Origin of the sequence: Rugamonas fusca, assembly GCF_014042365.1 — a bacterium.
GTDB lineage: Bacteria > Pseudomonadota > Gammaproteobacteria > Burkholderiales > Burkholderiaceae_D > Rugamonas > Rugamonas fusca.
Genome location: NZ_JACEZS010000017.1, coordinates 50,537 through 65,525 on the forward strand (window position 1 = coordinate 50,537; position 14,989 = coordinate 65,525).

Sequence of the window (14,989 nt, forward strand, 5' to 3'; positions counted from 1 at the left end):
GCCATTTGGATTTCCAACGTTGGAAATGATATATTTATATCATTATCCTTTAAAATCAAGTACTTATTTACAAATCTACTGTAATCAGATAGGGTTATGACGTTAACTTCCTTTGTCGGATAACCCAAAATGAGCCCGTTTTCGGTTTACCTAAATAAACTCAGAATTCGTCATGATCTTCGCCAGACCCAGATGGCGGAGCTGATGGGATACGAGCAAGGCTACATTTCCGCTTTGGAACTTGGGACAAAGAATCCCTCAAATGAAGAATTTTTGGCCAAGCTGGTTCAAATATTCGAAATGACGAGCCAGGAGCAGGCCGAGCTCGCCATCGCGGTCAAGGAGTCGCAACTGCGTTACACCCTTCCGCGTGATGTCCCTCCAGAAGCCTTCCGATTCTGCTCCCAACTTTGGGAGAAAATTGACCGGCTCCCGCAGACGCAATGGCAAGCAATGCTGGCACTCTTGAGCCTGGAGGTTCCGCCAAAGGAAGGCCGCCTGCTGTCCTTGAAAACAAAGGAAACGGAGGCTCAGATGTAAAAACGGGACAAACCTATCGGCTTGCCCCGTTTTTGGTAAGCCATAGCTGCGAGCTACAGAAGACCTAAGGAATCCTCAGTATCTCGCTACCGATCGCGCGCGTCAAGCCGCTCCCATCAGATCTATACCACTTCCGCGTTGAATTAATACTCAACGCAGGGATCTTTTTTCCTGAAATTTCGTGAGTGGCGGGTACGTCGCCAGGATTACTCCTAGCGCCAATTCATCTTGCACTCACTATCAGCGAGAGGTATCTCCTATGGCAACAAGAAAGGTCGTGACCCGATCGGGTCGTAGAGTTCGTGGTGTATTCCCATCCACAAAAAATCAACGCATGGTGGCCTGGGAATCTCTCCTAGAGCGAGATGCCATTGTTCTTTTTGAGCTCTCCCCTGGAGTAGTCTCCTATGAAGAACAACCATCTATCGAGCTGTACTACGAGGATTCTGCCCCTAGAAAGTATTACCCTGACTTCGCATTGACCATGCGAGACGGATCAATAGCACACGTCGAGGTTAAGCCTCAAAAGAAGCTGGCGCAAAAAGACGTCTCCCAACGCTTTGATCTAATTGCTTCGAACTATCAGCGCCAATCGCGACAGTTCTGGATTCTGACCGATGAAGAAATCCGCCGGCAGCCAAGGCTGTCCAATCTCACGCGATGCGCGTACCACCTGAAATCTCGAACATCCAGCAAGCCAACATCATGGCAATTGCTCGATCTACGCCGTCGCGATGACTGGACATTCGAGTATCTCGCCACAGCGCTAAATGGGCCACACGCCGTCTATCGCTTACTCGCGCTGGGTCTTGCCTCCTGCGACTTCGACAAGCCAATCCAGAGCAGCACTCCAATTACCTTTCCACCATCGGGAGGCAACAATGATTCGCTTTACTTTTAGAAAAGGGCTGCGCTTCAATGAGCGCCAACGGACCTGGACACTGATTCGACGTCTCGCAAATCAAAAACTTCAACTGGAAGATGAGGCCGGCGAGATCGTCACTTACACCGAGCCGGAACTGCTCTCCAGATGGCTCAAACGGGAGCTGGTCATTGATGAGAGCTGCCTATCCGATCCGGACTCCGTGTTCCGCATCGCAACGCCGCGGGATCTCGCAACCTACCCGGAGAGCATCCGCACGGAGTCCTTGAGGCGCCTAAAGTACGTTGTGGCCCTCGACGGATGCCCTGTCACTTCGGTGCGTCAGCGTCTGCAGCCGCAAATTAACAAGATTGCCGCAATGATCGGTGATCCCAAACCACCGAGTCCAATGACGTTGTACCGTTGGCTGAAGTCCTATCGGACGTCACCGTCCGGAGCACAGCTAGTCAGTATGCGCCACCGCTCTGGACGCCCCAAAAGCAATGCGGCAGATGACCTCCTGGAAGAGTCAATCTCTACACTCTATCTTAATCAGCAACAGCATTCAGTATCCGATGTCTATAACGATGTGCGTTCTCGTGTGGAAAAAGCGAACAAAGCATCTGATCGATCCTCCCACATCCGCTGCCCTTCCAGGGCAACGGTATACCGTCGCTTGGAAGGCCTCGAGAAAGAAATTGTCGATCGCGCTCGTCTAGGAAAAAATGCCGCTGAACGCAAGTATCGTCCAGTCTTAGGAACGGTGAAAGTCGGCAAAATACTCGAGCGCATTGAGGTTGACCACACTCCACTAGACCTACTCATTATCGATGAGGAAACCAACTTGCCATTGGGGCGGCCTTGGCTCACCGTCGCGATAGACAAATATAGCAGAGCTATCTTGGGCTTCTACGTCGCATTCCATGAACCGTCGTCCTTCACCATACTTCAGTGCATCAAACGTGCGATATTGCCTAAAGACGGTTGGCTTAGTAACTATCCGGATATCCAGGCAAAATGGCCCTGCCACGGCATCCCCGAGTTGATCGCTACAGATAACGGCATGGACCTTCACTCTGCGGCATTTAGCGATATCTGTTTCGAATTGGGCATTCAGTTACTTTTTTGTCCTGCGAAGAAGCCTGAATACAAGGGCTCGGTCGAACGGTTCTTCCGAACAATCAGTGAAGGACTCATCCACCGACTGCCCGGCACAGTCTTCTCCAACGTCAAACAACGTGGCGATTATCCTTCAGAAGAACTCGCTGCCATTGATCTGAAGACCTTGATGCATCTGCTCACCAAATGGGTCGTGGAGATATATCACTGCTCGAAGCATCGTAAGCTTGGCATGACTCCGCTCGATAAATGGTACGAGAGCGCTCCAGATTGCTGCATCGAGCTGCCCGCCTATCCCGAGCAATTGGACGTCCTCGTTGGCATCCCTACCGAACGCACGCTTTTCCGATACGGCTTAGAAGTAGACAACCTCATGTACAACAGCGAGGAACTACAAACCATTTTTCTCCGTCTTGGCTCCGATGCCCGCAGCAAAATAAAGCTCAAATACTACGAAGACGACGTCTCTTACATCCATGCGTTTCATCCCCCGACCGAAACTTACATTCGCGTTCCCGCCGTAGATTGGGACTACGCGCAAGGATTGAACAGACACGTTCACACTCTGATTCAAGCAGCAGTTCGAGAACAACACGGAAGCAGGGTCAACATATCCAGGTTGTTAGAAGTCAAAGATGAAATCCAAAAAACGGTCTCTGACGCCATCAAGAACAAGAAAATGAGAGAGCGAAAGCGTGGCGCCACCCTGAAAAAGCGTGACAGCGAAGCAGTCATTAAGGAGGCGCAGTCGCCCATTGAGCAGGCTCGTACTAAACCGAAATCCGTGAAGCTCAAACAGACTCTTCAGCTCGATTCAGGCCTAGACGATGACTTGCCATCGTTTAAGGTTTCCACTCGAAGTGCACGCAGCTTGGGGGTAAAAGATGCCCAATGACTCGACGTCTCCGCGTACCGCCCGCCCCGACCATATCGCGGACAAGGGCAAATACATTAGCTTTTCAATCCGCCACCAAGTAATCGAGTTCAATGCATTTCGTGAAGGATGGCGGAAAATCTCCCACGTCCACAATCGCGGGATCCATGCACAGATCGCCGGAGGGCTCCTTCTTGTTGGCCAGTCCGGCGCTGGTAAAACAACTTTAATTGAGCATTACAGAGACAGTTTTCCAGTAACTGAGCACCCCGAACAAACAATGGTTCCAATCCTCGTCGTCCAGACTCCGGCAATGCCTACTGTAAAAAATCTCGCCGAGGCGATTCTTCATGCACTGGGCGATCCAGATGTCAACAAGGGATCCACCGAAGAAAAAACTCGTCGTATCTTCAAGCTGCTAGTTGCCTGTCACGTAGAACTACTCATCATTGACGAATTTCAGCATTTTTGTGATTCGCGACGTCGTAGTGTTGCGAACCAGGTAGCAGACTGGTTAAAGGGCGTCTTAAATGTCGCTCGCATACCTGTAGTCGTCGTTGGGCTACCACGGGCTGAAGAGGTCATTCGTATGAACGAACAACTCGCCAGACGCTTCTCCTCTGTTTTTTTCCTGCGGCCGTTTAACTTCCATACCGACGAGGCGCAAGATGAATTTCGAGGCCTGCTAAAGACTGTTCACAAATTCGTTCCGGTCAGCTGCATTGCATTTCATGAGGCTAATCTGGCACTGCGATTCTTCATTGCCACTAATGGGCTGATTGATTACATCGCAAAGATCATCGACGAAGCCGTGCAAATTGCAGGCCGCATGAAAAACCCAAGCATAGATTGGGATATTCTTTTCCAAGCATTTGGAGAATCAGTATGGAGAAACGCGCCTGAAGAACTTAACCCTTTCAATCCCGATGCAGAACTTCGTCCTCTCAATAAATTAGGAGAACCATTTGAGCGCCGGGATAAGCTTCTTCTACCAGGCGCAACGAGCGAGGATGCAGATTGAATAAGTACCGTACACAGGATCTTAAAGTGAAACCGATTCTGCTTTCACGGCCTGCACGTGTCTCCACGGAGGGACTTCACGGATATCTCCTGCGACTAGCGGAAGCGAACGGCCTAAGCGGCATAGCTCAGCTCTGGCCGAATCGAAAGCCCTCGCTTGATGCATTGGAGACGCGGCTTGGTGCTGACCGATGGCCGCAGAATCGAACAATGCTACTAGAGATCGCTCCTCAGTTTGCGTCCGCATCGGGATCATCACCGCTTTGGAATCAACGATACAGCCGCTATTGCCCCTGCTGCTTAAACGAATCGGCCAAATGGAGATGGGAATGGGAGTTGACTCTTGTTACGTGCTGCCATCAACACAGCGTGGAGCTAATCGAAGAATGTCCAGGTTGCGGGAAAAAATTGAATTGGCATCGTCCAACTCTCTTGAATTGTGCCTGCGGCTTTCCACTCTCCACAGCCAGTGCAGTACCGTGCTCCACTGCTGATAAAACGCTTTCACAACTATTTCATGCCAAGCTGCATCGGCTTCTAACGAGTCGTCGCCACCTTTCTGAACTGTCGCTTGAACAATTGAACAAAGTAACTTTTATGCTTGGCGCATACGCGAAGCATGAGGGCCGGAAGTTCTCGCAGAAAATCAGCAACCTACACGACATTGCTGTTGCGCGGCCACTTGTCAGCGCAGCCGCAGAGATACTTACTCACTGGCCCCACAAGTTCCACGGGCTACTCGCTTCATTGCGCAAGACTGGCGAAATAGACGTTCAAGATGAACGGCTATCTAAACGATTTGGTTTCTTTTATCACTACGTCTACCGAAATCTAAAGGACCCCGAGTATTCATTTCTGTTGCAAGCTTTCGAAGGATACATATCGCGCACCTGGCGAGGGTCACTCGCGGAGCGCAACTCGAGATTTTCATCAAACATGCGCCACCGACACACGTGGATTCCAATAAGCTTGATGGCAAAAGAGCTCAAAACTACGTCGCGCCAAATCCAGTTACTTATCGATCAAGGAAAGGTCGAGTGTTATGTCCATAAAACTCCGAAAGGCCGCTCACTAAAGTGTGTGAGCCGCAAGCAAAACGCAGAAATTCGTAAAGCACTCGAAAATGTCATTGATTTCAAACAAACTTACCAGCTGCTCGGACTCACCAAGTCACGAGCTATGCAACTTATAAACGGGAAGATGATCCAGTCGATCTTCCAGCCAAAAAATTCTAGCACATCACGATGGGGAATCCCCCATGATCATGTGATAGCCCTTCTTTCATTTGCGTCACACCTTCCTGTGGTAGACGAAAAAGACAGAACTGATCTCATCTCACTGGGATATGCCCTGCGCTATTGGCTCAGGGAACGATACCTTTTCCCCGCGCTGGTATTGGCTGTCATCCACAAGGGCCTATGTCCCGTGGCCGTATCGAACTCGACATTTCAGCTACCCACTTGGTTATTTGATCGAACTTCATTGCTCAATTGGATTCAGGAACAGCGTCAAGTCAGCATGGAAGGATTCTTATCGGTTCCAGACACTGCTAGGAAGCTTGGCATCCGTCAGCAGGCGGTGTATTCCTTCATTTATAGTTCAAAACTACGCTTCGTCCTCCACTACGAACGACATCATGTTCTCGTCTACGAAAAAGATATTGAAAAATTCTCAGAAGACTTTGTATTTTGCCATGAGCTAGAAGCCCAATTTAGTCTGATTCCTGCCTACTTCGTTCCAAGATTAATTGAACAAGGGATTCGTCCTGTCAGCACCCCTAAAATCGACAAGGGCGAAATCTTCTTATTTTCAAGGGATCACTTACTTTTCGCAGCAATGGATAGAATCGTTGCCGGTCGCAAATGCACAGACACAAGCCAGTCGGAACATCAATGCGCTGACGCCGTAGATTGTGCCTCATTCGCCGCCCATACCCCAGGCTAAGAATGATGACGATTACATAGACTTCCAAGAGCAAAGGATCAACAAGATGCACAACGACCATGACTACCTTGACTACCAGAAGCTCCTGGTAGCGAAGGCCTGCGTAGATGCCTTCGATATCTCAACAATCAGGCAGTGGAGTATTTCCAACTTGGATCGGTGGGAGTCGAACGGAACTTGGTGCTCTGCATTTCAAGAATGGCGAGCGATTATGACGACGGGCAGCGATGCAGATGTCATCGCTGCCATGACAGGACTCGATCAACGTGCGAATAGATTGCGGCAATCATCACCATATGCCGGACTTATCGACCGAGACATAAGAGCCTCCATAGTACGAAGGGTCCAGCTTCTACGAGCAAGCAAAAGCAATATTGATCTGAGTTCCTTGGATTCAACCCAGCCGCACATAGCAAAGAAGGAGAGTTGAGCTCGCCAAACTCAGCGAGTTAGTTAATAACAATATCGCGACTTCGAGACTCACGTCAGCCTCTTGTAGCATACATGCAGAAAAGAAGACGCCGTGAGAAGCCTTCAGCTCAAGCGCTGCCACAATTATTTTCTGTACTTTCCTCAGATCTTCGTTCAATTGCACCTCCATGAAGAAGTGTATGAACAATGATGGTGTGGCGTATTGAGCTGCGTCAATCTGTATCAGGTGAAAGGGCTGCAACTATAGATGGGTGCCGCTGTTTGCCCACTCGCGTGCGAAGCACGAATTGGCAGGCCAGCGGCGTGCCTGTCGGCCATCATCGTCTGCACGGATGTAACCCCTCCGCCCTGAGAACGATGGCCCTGATACGTTTCTATTGTTAAAGAGCGCGCTACCACTGGCACGTCCAGCACCGCGGGCCTCTATCCAGAAGGATAGTAGTGCCCTCACCGGCACCTGCCAGTTATTTATCCAATACCGCCATGCTGGCGATAGCGTCGAATTCGTTCAATACATCAGGGTGATGCTTTTTCAAATGACGTAGTATCGCGTCGTTTGCCATCAGCTTCGTTAAATACCCTTTGGCCAACACTAGGTTAAGGACGTCTTGTCCATAGGACTGCTCAGCTAGCTTGAACTGCTCCTGCAAATTTCCCATTTCCCGTTCCATTTTCGCCATCTGATCAGCACTAACGCCAGCCATCTTTCTGGTCTTAGTTTCCCCTACAATCATATTGCTGGGAGTGGCCGCAAACAAGGCCTGCGCGTATGCGACCGTCAGATTATTAGCGCTGACCATCAACTCAACGCATTCGACCTGCCTGGTAGGCTTCAGCTTGCGCAGCACCGCTCCTAGATTGGCTGAAAACACCTGATCGCGAAGTAGTTCTGCAGCCTCCGGGCAAATTCCATCGAGTAGATTTAGCTTTTTCAGAATCTGGCTAATATCAATATCTAGCGCCTTGGCGAGCCTCTCCGGCTTAACCCCACGCTCAACGGCACGCCTGATCATGACATGTTCCTGGATACTAGAGAGACGATTTACTCGATTGTTGTAGGTATAGCTTTCGTCGTCAAGAGCCACTAAGCACGGTGCCGTTTCAAATCCAAGTTGTTTTAAGGCTGTCAGGCGCGAGTGCCCATCCAGCAGGATGTACTGCCTATCTCGGTTAGGCTTACCTACAGATAAAGGCTCGATCAGGCCGATGGCCTCAACAGACGCGATAATTTGCTTGAACTTTCGTGACGTGAGCAAACCATCCGGCATTTTTCGCGAAGGCAGAATCGACGAAAGCGCTAAACTCAATGGTTCTGGCAAGAAGCCTAGAGGCGGCTTTCCCATGATCAAATTCCCTTCGTCCATACACGGTCTGCAAGATACTGAGGCAATGTATCCAGTCCCTCAGCACGTAAAAGATTCCCAAAGCTCTCGTCTATAAGAAGTTGGCGCAACGCTCCGACGATGAACAGAAGACTGCGCTGCGTGGTTTCCGCTTTCCTAACAAGCTGCTTCTGCCGCTCAACTTCACGCTTGTAATTGCGCACCAGGCTCGATGAGGTGACATCCTCATTATGGTTGCGAGGTGTCACTTTCCCGCCCATTCCTCGGCCTCGTGTGCGGCGGCGTTCAATCACTCTACGCGCTTGGATCAGGTGGCTACCACGCAACTTGCCGGACTCATAAGCATCCTGCAGAGCTGCCTGGATCGCTTTATCATCGTTGCCTGCGCCGGCGATGGTGATGGCGGCATTTAGCGGAATACGCCCGCTACCGACGGCCATCAAAAGCCGCTCTTCACCGTTTTTGAGTAGGTACAATATGCCCTGCACATAGTCCATGCTCAAGCCCGTCTTCTCCGTAATAGCTTTTTTATCGTAGCCCTGATCGCGCAACTGCTCAATTCCGGAAAGCAGTTCCAGCGGACTGAACTTGCGCCGTGCGATGTTCTCCGTAAGGCTCATGATGAAAGCCGACTCGTCATCGACGCTCATGACAATCGCGGGAATTTCCGACTGCCCAAGATTTCTAAATGCTTTAAAGCGTCCTTCGCCGCATATGAGCAAGTACCGAACGCCATCGCCAACTGGCCGCGGTGTCACAACTATGGGTTTCTTTAGACCGAGGCTTTGGATGTTGGTAACAATCTGTTCGAACACTCGATTATTGCGGTCGCGAGGATTGAGCACGTCAATCCTTTCCAATGGAATCATGCGCAACTCAGAGTGCTGATAGCCCTTGTCATGGGTCATGCGCTCCTCCGTAAACGACTGCGCCGTGCCATGCCGTATAGGTAATCCAAGCTGTCGAAGTGGTAGCATTCAAGCTCGATGCCATTGTGGTCGGCGAGGTGAATCCGAGGTTGCCCAAAGTCGAGCCGAGGTAATAAGTAATAATCCAGAGCAGTTTGATTTTCACTATCCAAGCGTACAGCCACCGTAATATCCGGTGCGAGTGTCGTATCGAAGCGCACCTTCCATCTACGTCGTCCATTGTCGAATGACTGGCAGCGGGCCAGCACTAACGAGACCGTAAATTCTCGATTGACGTTCAGAAGGTCTGTGGCCGGATCACGCTCAACCACACCACCTACGTCAGAGATCATTCGTTCAGTCTCAGTGACGATTTTTGGATGCAGGCGCCGCAGAAACTGGTTAGCTTCGAGGTACTGGTAATCCCTGTCCGGCGTAAAACCAACTGCTTGGTATGCACGGATCAGACTTCCAAACCTATGTGCATAGGCTGCCGCCGAGGGCATACCTTCAGCTTCGTTAATAATCAATCCCGAAAGGTATCCATGTCGCTGGTAAAGGCTGCGCAGTTTTTCGACTAGTTCCTCGTTGCTATATCGGTGCGCGCGTGCGCGCAAAATACCTTGTGTAGTATAGAAAAGCTCTGCAGGGACGATACCATCGAATGCCCCTTCCTTTTTGATCCACATATCCGGGCTGTTGACCACACGATGCTTCTTAAGTTTGAATGATCGGCGGTTGTAGACATTATTTCCGATATATTTCTCGTTGGACAGCACCTCTCTGACCGTAGCCCGTGTCCATGCGCGGCCAAGGTCAGTCTTGATGCCCTGGCTGTTGAGCCGCTCTGCGATCTCAGATTCCACAAAATTGTCATCGACGAACCAACGGTAGATCTGGTTGACAACACGCACTTCCGAATCTGGCCCAGGTTGCAGGATAACGCGGTCCGTCTGTAGGCTCTTGTGTTCACCCCGAGTCAGTTCGCTTTTGAAGACCCCCGTCTGATCTACTAAGACGCGCCGTAGCCCATACCCTGCAGGCCCGCCCTGTCGAAAACCCAGCTCAATCAGGCGGCACTGACCGGCGAATACTTTGGCCGAGAGCTCCCTGCTATATTCGCCGGCCATCGCGCGCTTGACGCCCTTGACGATCGTGGACACGGGAGAACCGTCGTTCTCAAACTGCTCTGCGCAATAAGCCACATGAATGCCAGCGCGCCGACAAATATACTCGTAATAAGCACTTTCATCGGCATCCTGAAACCGCCCCCAACGACTCACATCATAGACAAGGATGATCTGGAAATCCGCATTGCCCGTCTCAACGTCTTTGATTAACTGCTGCAAGGCTTGCCGGCCATCGATGCGCAGACCGCTCTTGCCGGAATCCGCGTAGGTACGAATGATCTCGATACCACGCCGCTGTGCATACTCGCGGATCTTGTCAGCCTGGTTCTCAGTCGAATACTGCTGATGCTCGGTAGACATCCGCACATATTCAGCAGCACGAAAAGTTGCCTGAGATTTCGGACGGTCAGGCACGCCCGCTGATTGTTCGTCTAGATACATAACACCGGCCCCCTCCGCTTTGATATGCACGCGCTCAGATCACTTAGCATTTCGCCGCGACCAAGCTTGGCCGAGGCGCATTCCGCAGCAACCTACTTGTCCAGTCGATCGAAAGCACAATGGGCCGAAAATACCGAACTTCAGCAAAAAAACCTAACAAGTCCTCTCTTTGCACACGTCCTTTTTGCAGGGACAGTCCATACACATAGCTGTAATTTTGACGATCAAAATACCGTCTCTAGACACGTCGCCTCCTCTGGCAGGCGCAATTTTGTACATCCCCGATGGCAACGTCATTGGTGGCATCCACGCGTCCATCTTTACACCGCCGGTGTTGCTAAATGGCTCAGTCCGTTGTCGATTGCGCCGGCGTTCGGCATACTCTGGTTGCGAATTGCGATACTGGCGCCAGTAGTCTGGATGGCTCGCTTGCCAAGCGCGCTGAGCCTGCCGTTGGTTAGCCCGGTAATCCGGATCGGTTTGCAACTTACTCTGTTGCCATTGGCGCTTCCTGGTACGCTGACAAGTCGGGGCTGAGCAAAAAGTTTGGTTGGGAGTTTGTGGTCGCGGGTGAAACGCCTTTCCACAGCCGGTGCAATACCTGATTGTCATTAATTTCTCCATAAGACAGGGTATGGAGTAGGGGTGCGAACTTATCCAGAAAGCTTTTAGTGACCAACATAGTCCAAAGACGTTTGCCAGCTTTCATCATGTTCAACATCATCTGACATTTACCATACAACAGCTATTCATGCTAAATTTGCCATATCAAGACTACATGTGGCGATTGTGGGTTACACCGCAGAACGCGGGGCTCCATCGCACCTGAATTCGCACCGTGACTATCGATCTCGTTCTAAAAGGCATTGACTACATCATCAAGCTGCTCGAGCGTCGCGAGAAGCGGGCGAAGGACCGGCAGGAAAAGATCTTCGCGCCGCTCTTCGCAGACCTGTGCAGCATCGACCAGAACTACAACCAGTTATTCCTATCTATTCAGCAATTATTTCCGTTCGACATCGAACCGCCCACCGCCAATACACAGGCTCAAGTTAGGGCTGCATGTGAAAAGATTCGCGAGATGCGCGTGGCCTTCGCCAGCACCCGCCAGCGCATCAGTGCCGTTGCGTCGGAACTGCAGTTGATGGACGAGTTGTCGCAAGCTGAGCGGGACTTCCTGCAAGCCGTAGTGGACTATTTACCCTGCGGCGAACTACGGCTACATGCCGAGGCACATGCAAACGCATCGGACATGACGCGAGCCACGCTTTTGCTGGACTTGCTTTACGAAAACCTCGAAGAACAGAACACGCGGCAGGTCGTCGATCGCACTGTAGCTATCAACAACAAACTCTGGAGAGAGGTTTGCCGTGCCTATTCCACGCTTTCTTACGCCGCTGCTGGATAGGTTTACCCGGCCCGCAGCGCCGTTAATTGATCTGGAGCGCATGCAGTTCATTGCTGCGAGGCCAGCACATTCGGGCCAACTCGGGCCGGTGTTACCACCCTTTCCCGACTTCTACAAACTCATGGATTGTCGCCAGCTAGCAGACACCGGCAAGGCGCAACTGTTCGTAGGCCGTGATCCTGAAGGACTGCAAAAGGTCATCAAATTCTGTCGCTTCCCTCGGAGCCCAGAGGAAGATTCACCACGTGCTGAGGAGATGGCTAACGCGCTGAAGATGAGCTTTTCAGAAGCTTACTCCCTGCCAGTTGATCGGGTCGCCAGTATCTGCCAGCATCCGCTAGACGCTGCTACGTATGGCTTCGCATACCAGATGCCGTTCTGCATCCATGGCAGCCTTGCAGATCACGCTGCTCATGGCTTTGCCTCACAGCACGAGGCTGTCGCAGTCGCGATGGCGACGCTTATCCCTTTGCTGTTGCTCAACGACCAGGGTGGCGCACACGGCGATATCAAGCCATCCAATATCCTTTATTGGGGGGGGGAGAACGCCAGCAGCAGAACGCAAGAAGGCCTCCGACTGGTCCTGGCCGACTTCGGAGCCTCCATTGACCTTCGGCATCGCGCGGGGACAGAACGGGACCTGCGGCGGGGTACGTTCCGGTACTGCGCGCCGGAGGCGCTTGCCGGTGCGTTACCCACGCACGCAGACGACATATGGGCGTGGGCAACCACTGTAATTGAGCTATTCCTACCTGCTGCACTGAGAGACCAGCGGACTGAAAACCATCGTCCCATTAAGCTTGACGATGTTCCCAAAGGTGCTATGCCAGACTGGCTGGCTTCAACCTTGCAGCGTTGTAGGGACCAGACCCCCCGCGATCGGCCTTCCGCCGATGTAGTGTTGGCCAGCTTCTTGGAGCATTGGGAGGTTGTGCGCGAACAGGGCGTGAGCCAACGGGCGCGCGGCAAGCCGGCGCTTGTCAACCCGCTGATCGACACGGAGGTGTCCATGAGGCGGTCCACAGGCACGCGGTTGTACGTCAACTCGGGCATCGACATCGAGATAGCAACTGCCGGCCAACTGTTGATGTCCGGCGCAGATAGCGGCACGCAGAAGGCCATTGACCTGCTGTACAAAGCGCTGGTCGACGATGGTGCTGAGCGTTGCTTACTCGACCAGTTTCTAGACAACATGTGGCTGCCTGTCTACAGCCGCACCGCGAAGGAAAACGCGCACAAAATTTATCTGCCGGTACCGAACTCCAGCCTACGAGAGGGAGTTCAGCTGTACCTGAACGCATTGATCGCAAATGTACACGGGCACTTCGACAAGAGCACGCTGGAAACCCTGGAGCAGTTGGCAAACCGAATGCACGGGGCTCGCTGCGGCGAGCAGGTTCAGGCGCTCGGCCCTGACCTAGTTTATGCATTCGCAACTATCAACCGCCCCGAGCTTGCCACCGACGCATTGGACCTACTCAACGACCAACAGCACACTTCGCAAACTATGTTGAGAGCACGCGCCTACGCCTTCATGGCGCGTGGTGCATTCATCGACGCTGTAAATCACTTTGGACTGGCTTTGCGGGTCTCGGACGGTGAGGTGGAGATCCGCCAGATCATCGAGTACGCGATCCTCGCGGCGGCCTGTGGTGGCAGATTGGGCACCCTGGCTGCAGGCGTCGAAGAGATGATGCAGAGCCCAACCTACAAGATGGCTACCGAGACGCTGCAGTTTCACCTAGCCGCCGCTTATCTGGCTGGTGACGAAGGCCTGTCTGTGCTGCACGCGCAAGCCCAGATTCTTAAGTCTGGAGCGTTCATGTCTAGAGCTACAACGATTGCCGAGCTATGGCTTGCAAGCGCCTGCTTGCTACGCCTGGGCGAACCGGCGCTCGCGGTGCGCTGTGCGTCGGCTGCCCTGCATGATCCGCGTTCGCTGCTGGGTACACAAACGGCGTTTCGCGCTGCGCTGGAATCGGTCCAAGGGGGCACAGCGCTAATTCCAGAAAGTAGCGCCAATGAAACAATACCTCTGGCTGTCGCGCGCGCTGCGGCCAGTGCTGGTAACTTGGAGCAGGCGTTGAGCGGCTTCATTGCCCTGCTGAAGGACACCGAACTTTCTGCTGCAACCCTGGTGGAGATTGCCAAAGAAGCCAGCGAGCTGTTTGATCGCCATAAGCGCCACCACGAAGAACTGCAGGTCTACGCACAGTTGTTCTCGAGCCTGGAGCGATGTGCATGCACAGGCGCCGAGCGCGCGGCCATGCGTCTGGCGGTGAACGAGTTGGCTACGCTGAAGCAACTCGGGCGTTGGGACGATCTTGTCGCGCTTGCGGCTTGTCGCTCTGTGTTCTTTGCCAGCTTCTCGACGGAGGCCAACGGCCCGGAAGCTGCGCGCTTCGAGTGGTACCTGTGCCATGGTTTTGAGGAACTGGGCAGGTACCCAGAAGTCGTCACGCAGTGCGACCGAGTAATCTCTTTGTGCCGGAGGTGGGAAACCGAAGAGACACGCGCAATACTGCAGCAGGCGTTGCGCTACAGAGGCGCAACGCTCAGCCAGCTGGGGCGAGAAGAGGAAGAGGCACATACGTATCTGCAGTACTTCGAGCTGCTTGCACTGGACCCGACTGACCAGGAAGACGCAAGCAGCCGGATTGAGGTGCGCCTGTTACTCGTGCTGTTGCTGCTTCGCCAGGGACGCCGCGAAGAGGCGCTGACCCATATTGTCGCGGCGCAGGAGGAATTTGCTGCGGTGCCTGCCGGCTTGACATCGCGTGCCGTCGAGTCAATGTCTTCGATGCAAGCGCTGCTGAAAACATTGATGCAGGAGTCGCACGGCCGCTGAGGCCGTGCGCGTCTTGCCGGCGCACGCAGTCCACCCTGCAAATCGCCCCAGCTCAGCTCGTTGCACCTCGGCCATTGCCCCTAACCTCGCCTCTGCGCTCGCGCCCCGTGCTTTGCAAGG

General features: G+C 52.7%; 10 protein-coding genes and 1 pseudogene. 8 read left to right on the plus strand and 3 right to left on the minus strand.

The annotated features are described in order from the left end of the window. Positions 1-129 precede the first annotated feature (129 nt). The 6 genes and pseudogenes from H3H36_RS18625 to H3H36_RS18645 all read left to right on the plus strand — a co-directional run bounded on the left by H3H36_RS18625 (position 130) and on the right by H3H36_RS18645 (position 6,359). Positions 130-540, plus strand: coding sequence for a helix-turn-helix domain-containing protein (locus H3H36_RS18625; RefSeq protein ID WP_182219596.1), 411 nt, complete (start codon positions 130-132; stop codon positions 538-540). Between the two features lie 259 nt (positions 541-799). Continuing rightward, positions 800-1,441, plus strand: coding sequence for a TnsA endonuclease N-terminal domain-containing protein (locus H3H36_RS18630; RefSeq protein WP_182219597.1), 642 nt, complete (start codon positions 800-802; stop codon positions 1,439-1,441). Continuing rightward, on the plus strand, positions 1,422-3,416 hold the full coding sequence (locus H3H36_RS18635; RefSeq protein ID WP_182219598.1) for a TnsB C-terminal domain-containing protein: 1,995 nt from the start codon (positions 1,422-1,424) through the stop codon (positions 3,414-3,416). The genes H3H36_RS18630 and H3H36_RS18635 overlap by 20 nt, the downstream gene beginning before the upstream one ends. Beyond that, a complete protein-coding gene (locus tag H3H36_RS18640; RefSeq protein ID WP_182219599.1) occupies positions 3,406-4,416 on the plus strand; it encodes a TniB family NTP-binding protein in 1,011 nt (336 codons plus the stop codon). Before H3H36_RS18635 ends, H3H36_RS18640 begins: the two co-directional genes overlap by 11 nt. Before the next feature lie 26 nt (positions 4,417-4,442). Next, positions 4,443-4,781: pseudogene (locus H3H36_RS27745) on the plus strand (TniQ family protein); the annotation flags it as partial. 3 nt (positions 4,782-4,784) lie between these two features. Further along, complete coding sequence (locus H3H36_RS18645; RefSeq protein WP_229219983.1) at positions 4,785-6,359, plus strand: hypothetical protein; 1,575 nt, start codon at positions 4,785-4,787, stop codon at positions 6,357-6,359. A gap of 896 nt (positions 6,360-7,255) precedes the next feature. Here H3H36_RS18645 and H3H36_RS18650 read toward each other — a convergent pair. Genes H3H36_RS18650 through H3H36_RS18660 form a run of 3 tightly spaced genes read right to left on the minus strand, consistent with a single transcriptional unit; the run spans position 7,256 to position 10,613 of the window. Beyond that, positions 7,256-8,134 carry a plasmid partitioning protein RepB C-terminal domain-containing protein gene (locus H3H36_RS18650; protein ID WP_182219651.1) on the minus strand — a complete coding sequence of 293 codons (879 nt, stop codon included), beginning with the start codon at positions 8,132-8,134 and terminating at the stop codon, positions 7,256-7,258. Between the two features lie 2 nt (positions 8,135-8,136). After that, positions 8,137-9,042 (minus strand): ParB/RepB/Spo0J family partition protein, encoded by a 906-nt coding sequence (locus H3H36_RS18655; RefSeq protein WP_182219601.1) that lies wholly within the window; start codon positions 9,040-9,042, stop codon positions 8,137-8,139. Continuing rightward, positions 9,039-10,613 carry a recombinase family protein gene (locus H3H36_RS18660; protein ID WP_182219602.1) on the minus strand — a complete coding sequence of 525 codons (1,575 nt, stop codon included), beginning with the start codon at positions 10,611-10,613 and terminating at the stop codon, positions 9,039-9,041. Before H3H36_RS18660 ends, H3H36_RS18655 begins: the two co-directional genes overlap by 4 nt. An 838-nt stretch (positions 10,614-11,451) precedes the next feature. Between H3H36_RS18660 and H3H36_RS18665 the strand changes: the two genes are divergently transcribed. Further along, entirely contained in the window at positions 11,452-12,021 is a 570-nt protein-coding gene (locus H3H36_RS18665; RefSeq protein WP_182219603.1) for a hypothetical protein, read from the plus strand. Next, the gene (locus tag H3H36_RS18670; protein WP_182219604.1) at positions 11,984-14,869 is read left to right on the plus strand and encodes a protein kinase domain-containing protein; all 2,886 of its coding nucleotides are present in this window, start codon (positions 11,984-11,986) and stop codon (positions 14,867-14,869) included. The genes H3H36_RS18665 and H3H36_RS18670 overlap by 38 nt, the downstream gene beginning before the upstream one ends. The last annotated feature ends 120 nt before the right edge of the window (positions 14,870-14,989 follow it).

Bases quoted from the DNA above. Each gene is read 5' to 3' on its own strand.
- H3H36_RS18635 (WP_182219598.1), top strand. From the start codon at position 1,422: ATGATTCGCTTTACTTTTAGAAAAGGGCTGCGCTTCAATGAGCGCCAA.
- H3H36_RS18650 (WP_182219651.1), bottom strand. From the start codon at position 8,134: ATGGGAAAGCCGCCTCTAGGCTTCTTGCCAGAACCATTGAGTTTAGCG.
- H3H36_RS18630 (WP_182219597.1), top strand. From the start codon at position 800: ATGGCAACAAGAAAGGTCGTGACCCGATCGGGTCGTAGAGTTCGTGGT.
- H3H36_RS18640 (WP_182219599.1), top strand. From the start codon at position 3,406: ATGCCCAATGACTCGACGTCTCCGCGTACCGCCCGCCCCGACCATATC.
- H3H36_RS18655 (WP_182219601.1), bottom strand. From the start codon at position 9,042: ATGACCCATGACAAGGGCTATCAGCACTCTGAGTTGCGCATGATTCCA.
- H3H36_RS18660 (WP_182219602.1), bottom strand. From the start codon at position 10,613: ATGTATCTAGACGAACAATCAGCGGGCGTGCCTGACCGTCCGAAATCT.
- H3H36_RS18625 (WP_182219596.1), top strand. From the start codon at position 130: ATGAGCCCGTTTTCGGTTTACCTAAATAAACTCAGAATTCGTCATGAT.